The following is a 12,853-nucleotide window of genomic DNA, read 5'->3' as shown; positions in this document are numbered from 1 at the left end:
GTGGTTAACGCGGTGCGTCAGGACTTGAAGAGGAAGCCCATGACGATACCGATCAGCGCGAGCGCCTCACAGAACGCGAAGCCCATGATCTGGTTGGCGCGGATCAGGCCCGCGGCCTCGGGCTGGCGGGCCAGGGCCTGGGTGCCGTTACCGAAGATGATGCCGACGCCGACGCCGGGGCCGATGGCGGCGAGGCCGTAACCGATCGAACCGAGGTTGCCGGTGATGCCGTCGGCGGCGAGGGTCTGGAGAGCGGACATGCCGGTTCTTCCTTCTGTTTCATGGACCGGTGGGGGTTGGCCACCGGACGTCTGATGGGCGAGGACTGGGCTGCTCGGTGCTCAGTGGCCCTTGGCGAGCGCGCCCTGAACGTAGTTGCAGGCCAAGAGCACGAAGACGTACGCCTGGACAGCCTGGATGAAGAGCTCGAACGCGGTCAGCAGGATCGTCATGACGAACGAGGCGCCCGCGTAGGCGATCCCGATGCCGTTCAGCAGGTACCAGGTGCCGATGGTGAACATCAGGAGCAGCAGGTGACCCGCGAACATGTTGGCGAAGAGCCGGACGGCGTGGGTGAAGGGCCGGATGATCACGTTCGAGAAGAACTCGATGACGACGATCAGCGGGAGGATCCCGCCGAGCTCCTTGTCGTAGCCGGTGATGTTCTTCCAGCCACCGACGAAGCCGTGGTTCTTGAACGTCAGGTACATCCACATGATGTAGACGATCAAGGCGAGACCGGCCGGGTAGGCGATGATCGACGTCACCGGGAACTGCGCGACCGGGATGATCGACCACAGGTTCATGATCCACACGAAGAAGAACAGCGAGACCATGAAGGGGACGTACTTCTCGCCCTCCTTCTTCCCGAGTGCTTCGTAGACCAGCCCGCGGCGCACGAAGTCGTACCCCGCCTCGCCGACCATCTGGAGCTTGCCCGGGACCACCTTGGCCCGGCCGAAGGCCGCCCAGAAGAACCAGATGACAATGCCGGTGCCCAGCAGGGCCAGCAGCATCGTCTTGTTGAACTCGAACCCGCCCACCGTGAAGAGCGGCTCGAACTTGAACGAATGGAGTCCGGGTGCCGGGAAGCCGCACCCATCGAAGATGTGGCAGTTCGTCTCGAAGGCGAGCGTCTGGTCAGCACTCACCGCGAGCTCCTTCAGCGTGGCGCATGGGTACGGCAACCTCGTTGTGTCGGCGCGGCGCACGGCCACGGAACGGCACTGGACTGGTCTTACGGATGTGGGGGCGGCTGATCGGCGGGGAGCCGAACGCTGTGTCGGGCATCAGCTGCATGGGCCGCCGATTCCCTCCCGCGGAATACGGGGGTTCGGCTACCTGCGCCCGCTGTGCCTCAGATGGCACCGGACGATAGCAGGTGAGCGGACGTGCCTTTATACCGGCCCTACCGATCACGATGCGGACCCGGCGGGAGCGGACTTCTTCGCCCCCCCGGGCTTACGTTCGTGCTCGGCTTCGGGCTGCACGTAAAGGATCTTGGCCTTCATGTGGGCGCGGGTCTGTGCGGCGATCCACACGAGCACCGCGACGAGCAGTGCGACTCCGAACGCCTTGGTGGAGAACAGGGTGGTGTCCCTGAACACCGCGAGCGCCACCGCGACCAGCAGGAACTGGGCCATGTAGAGCACCAGTCCCATCATCTGGAACAGCTGCGGGAGGTGCTTGGCGGTGCGCTCCAGCACGATCAGGCCGGTGGCCATCACCGCGGCGCCCAGGAGCGCCCCGAAGGTGGCTCCGAGCGCGCCCTTCCCACCGGCGACCACAGCGCTGACAGCGACGGCGACCACCCCGGCAACGGCCGTGGGCGCGGCGCAACTCAGAAGCGTTCGGGCGTCGTTGGACTGCATGAAGGGTTCTCCGGCAAGAGTCGGAAGCAGCGTTTCGTCGTGGACGAGCGTATCCCCGGGTATGAGGGAAACCTCGCGACGAAGGACCGTCGCACTACGGTCCCTCGGCTCTGGCACCGGGTTTAGTGAACGGTATCACAAACTATTTGATGAGGTCTTTACCTGCCAAGTGTGCTGCCCGTCACACACAGGAGTTATGGACTCTCCACCGTGCTGACGCCGCGGCGTTCCCTGTTGTGGCGATCAGCACCCCTCGCGCGGAGATCTCGAGGGAGATCACCAGGGAGTTCAACGGTGTCCGCGACACGTTCGCCGGCGGCGCTCACTGCGGAGTGCCGATCCTCCTGCGGTGGGTGAACCGGGAGCGGTCTCCGATGGCGGTCGCACCGTTGATCCCGGCCGGCACCGGCTGCGGCGCGGACTCCTCCGCCATCTGCCCGGCCGCGGCGCCGTCCTCGGCCCCGCCCTCCGCGACGGCACCGGCGTCCGCCGCCTCCGCCGCCTCCCGGTTCCCGCGGCGGTAGCGCGGCGGTACGAACCCCTCGGCCCAGCGCGGCACCCGCGGGGTGAACCTCGGCAGCAGCAACAGCACCAGGCCCACACCGCTCAGCGCCACGATCGCCATCACGAACCACGTGCCGACGCTGTTCACCGAGTACGCCACGGCGCCGAAGGCGATCAGCGCGGACCAGAAGTACATGATCAACACGGCCCGGCTGTGCGAGTGTCCGATCTCCAGCAGCCGGTGGTGCAGATGGCCGCGGTCGGCGGCGAACGGTGACTGGCCCCGCCAGGTGCGCCGCACGATGGCCAGCACCAGATCGGCGAAGGGCACCGCGATGACGGTCAGCGGCAGCAGCAGCGGGATGTAGACGGGCACGGTGGCGTGCACCGCGGCCGTCTCGGACCCGGCGAACAGCTTCATCGCGTCCGGGTCCACCTGACCGGTGATGGAGATGGCACCCGCGGCCAGCACCAGACCGATCAGCATCGAGCCCGAGTCGCCCATGAAGATCCGCGCGGGGTGGATGTTGTGCGGCAGGAAGCCCAGGCACATGCCCATCAGCACGGCCGCGAACAGCGTCGCGGGAGCGGCCGACTCCAGTCCGTAGCCGTACCAGATGCGGTAGGCGTACATGAAGAACGCGGCGGCGGCGATGCACACCATGCCGGAGGCCAACCCGTCCAGCCCGTCGACGAAGTTGACCGCGTTGATGGTGATGACGACCAGCGCCACCGTCAGCAGGGTGCCCTGCCAGGGCGTGAGCGAGACCGGCCCCACACCGGGCACCGGCAGCCACAGGATGGTCAGACCCTGGAGCACCATCACACCCGCGGCGATCATCTGGCCGCCGAGCTTGATCAGCGCGTCCACGCCCCACTTGTCGTCCAGCACACCGAGCAGCCAGATCAGCCCGGCGCCGGACAGCAGCGCCCGCGGCTCGTTGGACAGCTCGAAGACGTCCTTGAGGTTGGTGAGGTGCGCGGCGACCAGCAGTCCCGCGCACAGCCCGCCGAACATGGCGATGCCACCCAGCCGTGGGGTGGGCTCGCGGTGCACATCACGGGCGCGGATCTCGGGCATCGCGCCGGCCGCGATGGCGAATTTCCGCACCGGCCCGGTCAGCAGATACGTGACCGCGGCCGTGATGCACAGAGTCAGCAGGTATTCACGCACAGGCTGCCCCAGAGGTATCGCTGGCCATCACAGCCACACACCCTATGCGTGTCGGACCGCAACCGGTGAACGTACTTACAGACGGCCTACACCTTCGGATGGTTGCACGAGTCGGCCCTCGTCCGGATAGGGCGGAAATCTGCCGGCCAGTTCCGCCACCTTCTCCCGTACGACGCGCTCGTCCCGGAGCGCGGTTCCGATCAGGGCCGCTATGCGCTCCATCTCGGGCGCTCCCATGCCCTGGGTGGTCACCGCCGCGGTGCCCAGCCGCAGCCCCTTGACGCACCCTCCGGGCTCCGTGGCGGAGGCCAGCGCACAGGTGTCCAGCACGATCCCGGAGGCGGCGCAGCGGCCGCGCGCGGTGCGGCCGTCCAGGCCCAGCGGGGCCGTGTCCGCGGTGATCATGTGGGTGTCGGTACCGCCCGTGGTGACCGCGAGACCCTCCGCGACCAGCGCGTCCGCCAGCACCCGGGCATTGGCGACCACCCGCTGCGCATAGGCGGTGAAGGAGGGCGCCGCGGCCTCGCCGAACGCCACGGCCTTGGCCGCCACGGTGTGCATCTGGGCGCCGCCCTGGGTGAACGGGAACACCGCCCGGTCGACCCGCTCGGCCAGCTCCGCACCGCACAGCAGCATCCCGCCGCGCGGTCCGCGCAGCACCTTGTGTGTCGTTGCGCACACCACGTCGGCGTACGGCACCGGACTGGGCGCCGCCTTGCCCGCGACCAGCCCGATGGGGTGCGCGGCGTCGGCGATCAGATACGCCCCGACCTCGTCCGCGACGTCCCGGAAGGCCACGTAGTCGGGGTGACGGGGATAGGAGATCGACCCGCACACGATGGCCTTCGGCCGGTGGGTCCGCGCCAGTCCGCGCAACTGGTCGTAGTCGATGAGCCCGGTGGCCGGATCGACGCCGTAGCCGACGAAGTCGAACCAGCGGCCGGAGAAGTTCGCCGGGGAGCCGTGGGTGAGATGGCCGCCGTGCGGCAGCGCCATCGCCAGCACGGTGTCACCGGGGCGCAGCAGCGCGGCGTACGCGGCCAGCACCGCCGAGGAGCCCGAATGGGGCTGCACATTGGCGTGCTCGGCGCCGAACAGGGCCTTGGCGCGGTCCTGGGCCACCCGCTCGGCGATGTCGACCAGTTCACAGCCACCGTGGTGGCGGGCGCCGGGGTAGCCCTCGGCGTACTTGTTGGCCAGCGGTGAGGCCAGGGCGGCGAGGACGGCGGGTGAGGTGAAGTTCTCCGCGGCGATCAGCTGGAGGCCGCTGGAGACCCGGTCCAGTTCGCTCAGGATGATCCCGGCGAGTTCGGGGTCCTGGCGGGCGAGGGCGTCGAAGTCGGGGCCCCAGGGGGTACGGACCGGGGCACCGGCGGGATCGGCGGCAGTGCCGCCCCGGGTCCCTGCGGGGGTGACGGCCATCGCTGCTCACAGCCTCGGGAGGGTCGGTCGGGCGTCACCCCCAAATGTAGGCCGGGCGGGCCGTCCGTGCGCGCCGTGCGGCCGCCGCGGCCGCGGGCGCGGTCCCCGGCCGCCCCAGCAGCCCTTCAGGCCGCGGCGGGGACCCCCGTCAGGGCCGTGACGACCGGGTCCAGGGCCTGGTGGATCTCATCGCCGATGGAACGGAAGAAGGTGATGGGCGCGCCGTACGGATCGTGCACCTCGTCCGCATCCTCGTTGGGGGCCAGCAGCCAGCCGCGCAGCGCGGCGGCCGCCTGCACCAGCGCGCGGGCGCGCTCGACCACCCCGCCGCTCTCCTCCGGATCGGGGAGCGTGGCCGGGTCTATGGCCCGCACCAGCCGGGTGAACTCCTTGAGGGTGAAGGTGCGCAGCCCCGCCGAATGCCCCATCGAGATGACCTGGGCACGGTGGTCACGGGTCGCGGTGAGCACCAGATCGGCCCGGATGACGTGTTCGTCGAGCAGCTCACGGCCGAGGAAGCCCGCCGGGTCGGCGCCGAAGTCGGTCAGGACGGTCGCGGCGTGCGCCTCCATGGGGGCGCCCTCGTGCCCCCAGGTGCCCGCGCTCTCCACGATCAGGCCGCTGGTGCGGGCGCTGCCGAGGCGGTCGGTGAGGGCATGGCGGGTCAGCCGCTCGGTGATCGGCGAGCGGCAGACGTTGCCGGTGCTGACGTGGAGGATGCGGAAGGAGGTCTCGGCGTGCTTCGCCCGGTGTTCCGCTATGCCACGCCCCGTCTCAGGGGCTGTCAATTGGCCACCTCGAGGTCGGGGACGACCTCGCGGAGCTGCTCCGCGGTGAGCGCGCCCGCGCGGAGCAGCACCGGCACCTTGCCGGTGACGTCGACGATGGAGGACGGGACGGCGGCGGGGGTGGGCCCGCCGTCGAGGTAGACCGAGACGGAGTCGCCGAGCATCTCCTGGGCGGCGTCGCAGTCCTGCGGGGACGGGTGTCCGGTGAGGTTGGCGCTGGAGACGGCCATCGGCCCGAAGTCGGTGAGCAGCTCGATGGCGACCGGGTGCAGCGGCATCCGGATCGCGACGGTGCCACGGGTCTCCCCCAGGTCCCAGGTGAGCGACGGCTGGTGCCGGGCGACCAGGGTGAGCGCACCCGGCCAGAAGGCGTCGACCAGCTCCCACGCCTGCTCGGAGAAGTCGGTGACCAGTCCGTGCAGGGTGTTCGGGGAGCCGACGAGGACGGGCGTGGGCATATTGCGGCCCCGGCCCTTGGCCTCCAGCAGGTCGCCGACGGCCTCGGCGCTGAAGGCGTCCGCACCGATCCCGTACACGGTGTCGGTGGGCAGCACGACCAGTTCGCCGCGGCGGACCGCGGACGCGGCCTCGCGCAGGCCGGTCTTGCGATCCGTGGCGTCCCCGCAGTCGTAGCGCCGTGCCATCTAACGGACCTCCTCGTAACGGGCCAGGGTGGGGTGCGGTGCCGTCGTCACGGCATGGCCTTCCGCGCGGTGGCGAACCGGGGCCGGTTGTTCAGGTCGGGGTGGTCGGCGGCGTCCGCCCAGCCACGCTCCTCCGTGAAGATCCATGGCACCTGGCCGCCCTGGGTGTCTGCGTGCTCGATGACGACGACGCCTCCCGGGCGCAGCAGCCGGTGGGCCGTGCGCTCCAGGCCGCGGATCACATCGAGGCCGTCCTCACCGGAGAACAGCGCGAGCTGGGGGTCGTGGTCGCGGGCTTCCGGCGCGACGTACTCCCACTCGGTCAGCGGGATGTACGGCGGATTGCTGATGACGAGGTCCACCTGCCCGTCGAGCTCGGGCAGGGCCGTCAACGCGTTTCCGTGCTGGAGAACGACGCGGGACCCCTCGACGTTCTTCCGGGCCCACCGCAGGGCGCCCTCGTCCAGCTCCACGGCGTGCACCCGGGACCGCGGCACCTCCTGGGCCAGGGCCAGCGCGATGGCGCCGGAGCCGGTGCACAGGTCCACGATGAGCGGTTCGACCACGTCCATGGCCCGGACCGCGTCTATGGCCCAGCCGACCACCGACTCGGTCTCCGGGCGGGGGACGAAGACCCCCGGCCCCACCTGGAGCTCCAGATAGCGGAAGAAGGCCCGGCCGGTGATGTGCTGGAGGGGCTCGCGGGCCTCCCGGCGGGCGACCGCCTCCCAGTAGCGGGCGTCGAAGTCGGCGTCGGCGACACCGTGCAGCTCACCCCGCTTGACGCCGTGCACAAAGGCGGCGAGCTCCTCCGCGTCGAAGCGCGGAGAGGGCACGCCCGCGTCGGCCAGCCGCTGGGTGGCCTGCGCCACCTCCGCGAGCAGCACGTTCACTGAATTCCTCCAGCCGATCCGGACAAGGGCACGGGGACGTCCCGGTGGGTGCTTACTGCGCCGCGGCCAGCTTGGCGGCCGCGTCGGCGTCGACACACGCCTGGATCACCGGGTCGAGTTCACCGTCGAGCACCTGGTCCAAGTTGTACGCCTTGAAGCCGACCCGGTGGTCCGAGATCCGGTTTTCCGGGAAGTTGTACGTACGGATGCGCTCGGAGCGGTCGACGGTGCGGACCTGGCTGCGGCGGGCGTCGGACGCCTCCTTCTCCGCCTCCTCCTGGGCCGCGGCCAGCAGCCGCGAACGCAGGATGCGCAGGGCCTGCTCCTTGTTCTGGAGCTGGCTCTTCTCGTTCTGGCAGGAGACGACGATGCCGGTGGGCAGGTGGGTGATGCGCACCGCGGAGTCGGTGGTGTTGACCGACTGGCCGCCGGGGCCGGAGGAGCGGTAGACGTCGATCCGCAGATCGTTGGGGCCGATCTCGACCTCGACCTCCTCCGCCTCCGGGGTGACCAGCACACCGGCGGCGGAGGTGTGGATACGGCCCTGCGACTCGGTGGCGGGCACCCGCTGCACGCGGTGCACCCCGCCCTCGTACTTCAGCCGGGCCCAGACGCCCTGGCCGGCCTCGGCCGAGCCCTTGGTCTTGACCGCGACCTGGACGTCCTTGTAGCCGCCGAGGTCGGACTCGTTGGATTCGAGGATCTCGGTCTTCCAGCCCACGCGCTCGGCGTAGCGCAGATACATCCGCAGCAGGTCACCCGCGAACAGGGCGGACTCCTCGCCGCCCTCGCCCGCCTTGACCTCCAGGATCACGTCCTTGTCGTCACTGGGGTCACGGGGCACCAGCAGCAGCCGCAGCCGCTCGGTGAGCTCCTCGCGCCGCTGCTCCAGCTCCTTGACCTCGTCGGCGAAGTCCGGATCGTCCTGGGCCAGCTCCTGGGCCGTGCCGATGTCATCGCCCGCCCGCTTCCACTCGCGGTAGACGGTGAGGATCGGGGTCAGCTCGGCGTAGCGCTTGTTGAGCCGCATCGCCTCGCGCTGGTCGGCGTGGACCGCGGGGTCGGCGAGCCGCGTCTCGAGGTCGGCGTGTTCGCCGATGAGTTCCTCGACCGCCTCGAACATCGGGGGCTCCCTGGGTGGTCTGCGTGCGGGCTTTCGGGGAAGAGCCGGAAGGCCGGTGACGACAAAACGCCGGTCCGGTCGCCCCAGGACTGGGGCGACCGAAGACCGGCGCCGTACGGGTCGCTACTTCTTGTTGGACCCGGCGTTCTTGCCGAAGCGGGCCTCGAACCGCGCCACACGGCCACCGGTGTCGAGGATCTTCTGCTTGCCCGTGTAGAACGGGTGGCACTCGGAGCAGATGTCGGCGCGGACGGTGCCGCCGGTCATCGTGCTACGGGTGGTGAACGAGGCGCCACAGGTGCAACTGACCTGGGTCTCGACGTACTCCGGGTGGATGTCGCGCTTCAAGGGATTCTCCTAGGTTCGGGAGGGTGCCGGGTCGACGGGCGGATTGCCCATCGTGAACCGGGACCGACGGTCCAGTCTGCCAGCACTGGCCGTATCCCCCAAAACCGGGGGTGGGGCCCGGATATTCCCGGGCCCCGGCCGCGCCGCCCGGGGCGGCGCGGACCCGTCCTACTTGACGACCTTGCCCGCGCTGGTGGCCTCACCGGCCGAGCCCTTGGTGGCGGACTTGGGGATCGGCCGGTCCGCCCGCAGGGCCTGCCACATCAGGGCGGACTTGCGCTCCATGGGCAGTACCCGGGCGGGGTCGTCGGGGTCGTACATGACCGGCAGCGTGGTCATCTTCATATCGCCCGAACCGATGCCCTTGACGCTCTGCGCGAAGCCCTTCAGCTTGTTCACCGAACCCAGCTCGGAGTCGGTGGTGAGGGCCTTGGTGGAGGTGTCGGCGAGGTCGTAGAGCTTCTTCGGGTTGCCGAACAGGTCGACCTGCTTGATCTGGTCCAGCAGCGCCTTGACGAACGCCTGCTGGAGCTTGATCCGGCCGAGGTCACTGCCGTCGCCCACCCCGTGGCGGGTGCGGACCAGGCCCAGGGACTGCTCACCGTCGAGGTTGTGCGGGCCGGGCTCGAGGTCCAGATGGCTCTGCTTGTCGTGGATCGGCGCGGTGGTGGTGATGTCCACGCCGCCGAGGTCGTTGATCAGCTGCTTGAAACCGGAGAAGTCGACTTCGAGGTAGTGATCCATGCGTATGTGGGTCAGGGACTCGACGGTCTTGACCGCACAGGCCGGGCCGCCGACCTCATAGGCGCTGTTGAACATGGCCAGCCGCGCCGCCGGGGTCTCCTTGCCGTCCTTCACACAGGAGGGGCGCTTGACCATGGTGTCCCGCGGGATGCTGACCACGCTGGCCTTCTGGCGGCCCTGGTGGACATGGACGATCATCGCGGTGTCGGAGCGGGAAGTGCCCTCGTCCTTACCGTACTTGGCGTTCTTCCCCGCCCGGGAGTCGGAGCCGAGGACGAGGATGTCCATCGAGCCGTTGTCCACGTTCTTGGGGCGGTCGGAGCCGAGGGCCGCGTTGATGTCGACGCTGGTGAGATTGCCGTTGAGCCGGTAGTAGAGGTACCCGAGCCCGGCACCTCCGAGGACCAGCACGGCGGCCAGGGTCCATATCGTGTAGTGCACGGCACGGCGGCGCGTGCTGGGCCGTTTACGGCGGCGGCCTCCGGCTCCGCGCGCTCGTGGTTGGCCCGGGTTCACCGGCGTACCGCTGCTGTCGTCAGCCATGTGCTCCTCAGTCCTCGTCTCCCGGTTACCCCCTGCCGTGACGGTCAGGCCTGACGTCGCGGTCCGGATCGGTGTCGCCCAGACAGACGAAAGGCCGAGCGCCAGGGTTGCATATGTTGTTTTCGGGATTTTTGGCCGTGTGACAGCCGGTGCCGTTCGCCCCCTTCGTCCTTCTCGCCGCCCTGGCCTGCACTTTTGCCGTCCAGAACGACATCGCGGCCGGCCCCTGAGGGGCTCGGCCGCTGTGGTTCAGATCTCAACGACAATTTCGGCGACGATCTCCGCCCCCGTTCACCGGGGCTCCAGCACGACGGAGGGGCCCCTTCCGCCGCGGCGGAAGGGGCCCCTCTGCGGAGCGTGCCGGATCAGTCGCCGTTGCCCGGGGTGGGCGTGGTCTTGGCGATCTGCATCAGGAACTCGGCGTTGGACTTGGTCTGCTTCATCTTGTCCAGCAGCAGCTCGATGGCCTGCTGGGAGTCCAGCGCGTGCAGCACCCGGCGGAGCTTCCAGACGATGCTCAGCTCCTCCGGCGCCAGCAGGATCTCCTCCTTGCGGGTGCTGGACGGGTCGACGTCCACCGCGGGGAAGATGCGCTTGTCGGCGAGCTTGCGGTCGAGCTTGAGCTCCATGTTGCCGGTGCCCTTGAACTCCTCGAAGATCACCTCGTCCATCCGCGAGCCGGTCTCTACCAGCGCGGTGGCCAGGATGGTCAGCGAGCCGCCGTCCTCGATGTTGCGCGCGGCACCGAAGAACTTCTTCGGCGGGTAAAGCGCGGTCGAGTCGACACCACCGGACAGGATGCGGCCGGAGGCGGGCGCCGCCAGGTTGTACGCACGGCCCAGACGCGTGATCGAGTCCAGCAGGACCACCACGTCATGACCCAGCTCGACCAGGCGCTTGGCCCGCTCGATCGCCAGCTCGGCGACGGTGGTGTGGTCCTCGGCCGGACGGTCGAAGGTCGAGGAGATGACCTCGCCCTTGACCGACCGCTGCATGTCGGTGACCTCTTCCGGCCGCTCGTCGACGAGGACGACCATCAGATGGCACTCGGGGCTGTTACGGGTGATCGCGTTGGCGATCGCCTGCATGATCATGGTCTTACCGGTCTTCGGCGGGGCCACGATCAGACCGCGCTGGCCCTTGCCGATCGGCGCGACCAGGTCGATGATCCGGGTCGTCAGCCCGCCGGCCTCGCTCTCCAGCCGCAGCCGGTCCTGCGGGTAAAGCGGCGTCAGCTTTCCGAACTCCGGCCGTCCGCGGCCGGTTTCGGGCGCCATGCCGTTGACCGAGTCCAGCCGGACCAGCGCGTTGAACTTCTCGCGGCGCTCGCCCTCACGCGGCTGGCGGACCGCGCCGGTGACGTGGTCACCCTTGCGCAGACCGTTCTTGCGCACCTGGGCCAGCGAGACGTACACGTCGTTCGGGCCCGGGAGGTAACCGGAGGTCCGGATGAACGCGTAGTTGTCGAGGATGTCGAGGATGCCCGCGACCGGGATCAGCACATCGTCGTCGGACACCTGCGGCTCGTTGCCGAAGTCGTCGCGGCCACGGCGGCCACGGCGGTCGCGGTAGCGGCCGCGGCGCCCGCGGCGCCCGCCCTCGAAGTCGTCGTCCGCGTCATCGGCGGCGGCGCGCTGCTGGCCCTGGCCACGGCCGTCACGCTGCTGGCGGCCGCCGGCCTGCTGACCGTCGTCCCCCTTGCCGCCGCGGCGGTCACGCTGGCCGCGCTCCCGGCGGTCACCCTTCTGGCCGCGCTCCTGGCGGTCCTGGCGGTCGCCGCCCTTGCCCTTGCCCTCGGCGGTGTCCGCGGCGGCCTCGGCCTTCGCGTCCGTCCTGGCCTCGGCGCGGGCACCGGCCGCGGAGTCGGTCCGGGTCTCCGCCTTGGTCTCGACGGCGGTGGCGGTGGCCCCCTGCTCGGGGCTCGCGGCGGGCGCGGTCGCGCGACGGCGGCGGCGCTCTCCGGCGGGCTGCTCATCGGCGGCGGACTCGCCCGACTGCCCCGGGATCTCGATCTGCTGCTGCGCCACGGCCTTCTCGGCCTTGTCGCTCTTCTCGGCCTTGGCGGCCTTGTCGTTCTTCTCGGCCTTGGCGGCCTTCGCGGACTTCTCCTGCTTGCCCGCGTCAGCGCTGTCATCGCCCGTACGGACCCGGGAGGTGGCACGGCGCTTGGGCTTGGCAGCCTCATCGGAGGCGGACTCGGAGCTCTGGGCTCCGCCGGAGCCCGCGGCCTGCTTCTCCTTGATGACCTCGATCAGCTGGCTCTTGCGCATCCGCGCGGTGCCCTTGATACCGAGGCTCGAGGCGAGCTGCTGGAGCTCGGCCAGGACCATGGCGTCGAGGCCGGTGCCCGAGCGGCGTCGCCGCGGGGCAGTGCCAGTGGCAGCACCGGTGGCAGGCGCGGCGGGAGCGTCCGTAGCGGGCGCGGCGGCATTGCCGACACTGCTGTCGGAGGTGCCGGAGGCGTTCACGCCCATCAGATCGGTGGTGTCGCTCACGAAGGGTCCTTCCCTGGAGCGGGCGTCGGCCTGTCTGGCTCGGCGACCGGTTGTGCTGTCCGGCTGTGGTCCTTCCGTTACGGACCGGGCCGGGGCGGTGGTCCGCCGGGTTACGGCGGAGAGATCAATTCATGGTTCCGGCGAGACGGAAGACTTTCCTCGGCTCCGCCGCGCCGATTCCGGAGCGTGCTCGATACTGCTCAGGCAGGCTGCTCAGGCAGTGCTGGGAGGCTCCCGGAAGAAGGGTGGTCCCGGATGGGGACACTGAGCACTTCGCCTCCGAGTACATCCAAGAGGCTTCAAG

Annotated in this window: 12 protein-coding genes; all 12 read right to left on the bottom strand. The window is 69.8% G+C overall.

The genetic code is table 11. The features are described 5' to 3' along the window. Positions 1–17: 17 nt before the first annotated feature. The 12 genes from atpE to rho all read right to left on the bottom strand — a co-directional run bounded on the left by atpE (position 18) and on the right by rho (position 12,549). A complete protein-coding gene (gene atpE / locus AC07FT_RS13095; protein ID WP_037951036.1) occupies positions 18–260 on the bottom strand; it encodes an ATP synthase F0 subunit C in 243 nt (80 codons plus the stop codon). Positions 261–341: 81 nt separating this feature from the next. Next, entirely contained in the window at positions 342–1,151 is an 810-nt protein-coding gene (gene atpB / locus AC07FT_RS13090; RefSeq protein ID WP_479176327.1) for a F0F1 ATP synthase subunit A, read from the bottom strand. A gap of 264 nt (positions 1,152–1,415) precedes the next feature. Next, positions 1,416–1,871, bottom strand: coding sequence for a hypothetical protein (locus tag AC07FT_RS13085; RefSeq protein WP_479176326.1), 456 nt, complete (start codon positions 1,869–1,871; stop codon positions 1,416–1,418). Positions 1,872–2,193: 322 nt separating this feature from the next. Further along, a complete protein-coding gene (locus tag AC07FT_RS13080; protein ID WP_479176429.1) occupies positions 2,194–3,561 on the bottom strand; it encodes an MraY family glycosyltransferase in 1,368 nt (455 codons plus the stop codon). Between the two features lie 63 nt (positions 3,562–3,624). Continuing rightward, positions 3,625–4,971: a serine hydroxymethyltransferase gene (locus tag AC07FT_RS13075; RefSeq protein ID WP_479176325.1), complete on the bottom strand. Its 1,347-nt coding sequence runs from the start codon at positions 4,969–4,971 to the stop codon at positions 3,625–3,627. 125 nt (positions 4,972–5,096) lie between these two features. Beyond that, positions 5,097–5,759, bottom strand: a complete 663-nt coding sequence (locus AC07FT_RS13070; protein ID WP_471193708.1) for an arsenate reductase/protein-tyrosine-phosphatase family protein — start codon at positions 5,757–5,759, stop codon at positions 5,097–5,099. After that, positions 5,756–6,403, bottom strand: coding sequence for an L-threonylcarbamoyladenylate synthase (locus tag AC07FT_RS13065; RefSeq protein WP_254738540.1), 648 nt, complete (start codon positions 6,401–6,403; stop codon positions 5,756–5,758). Before AC07FT_RS13065 ends, AC07FT_RS13070 begins: the two co-directional genes overlap by 4 nt. A 47-nt stretch (positions 6,404–6,450) precedes the next feature. Beyond that, positions 6,451–7,296 (bottom strand): peptide chain release factor N(5)-glutamine methyltransferase, encoded by an 846-nt coding sequence (gene prmC, locus AC07FT_RS13060; RefSeq protein WP_471193711.1) that lies wholly within the window; start codon positions 7,294–7,296, stop codon positions 6,451–6,453. Between the two features lie 52 nt (positions 7,297–7,348). Further along, positions 7,349–8,419, bottom strand: coding sequence for a peptide chain release factor 1 (gene prfA, locus AC07FT_RS13055; RefSeq protein WP_479176324.1), 1,071 nt, complete (start codon positions 8,417–8,419; stop codon positions 7,349–7,351). Positions 8,420–8,542: 123 nt separating this feature from the next. After that, positions 8,543–8,767: a 50S ribosomal protein L31 gene (gene rpmE / locus AC07FT_RS13050; protein ID WP_254738534.1), complete on the bottom strand. Its 225-nt coding sequence runs from the start codon at positions 8,765–8,767 to the stop codon at positions 8,543–8,545. A gap of 168 nt (positions 8,768–8,935) precedes the next feature. Next, positions 8,936–10,054 carry an LCP family protein gene (locus tag AC07FT_RS13045; RefSeq protein WP_471193714.1) on the bottom strand — a complete coding sequence of 373 codons (1,119 nt, stop codon included), beginning with the start codon at positions 10,052–10,054 and terminating at the stop codon, positions 8,936–8,938. A 365-nt stretch (positions 10,055–10,419) separates the two neighbouring features. Beyond that, positions 10,420–12,549, bottom strand: coding sequence for a transcription termination factor Rho (gene rho / locus AC07FT_RS13040; RefSeq protein ID WP_479176323.1), 2,130 nt, complete (start codon positions 12,547–12,549; stop codon positions 10,420–10,422). Between the last annotated feature and the right edge of the window lie 304 nt (positions 12,550–12,853).

Source organism: Streptomyces sp. NPDC045899 (genome assembly GCF_056431485.1).
This window is presented reverse-complemented; position numbering and strand designations above follow the sequence as displayed.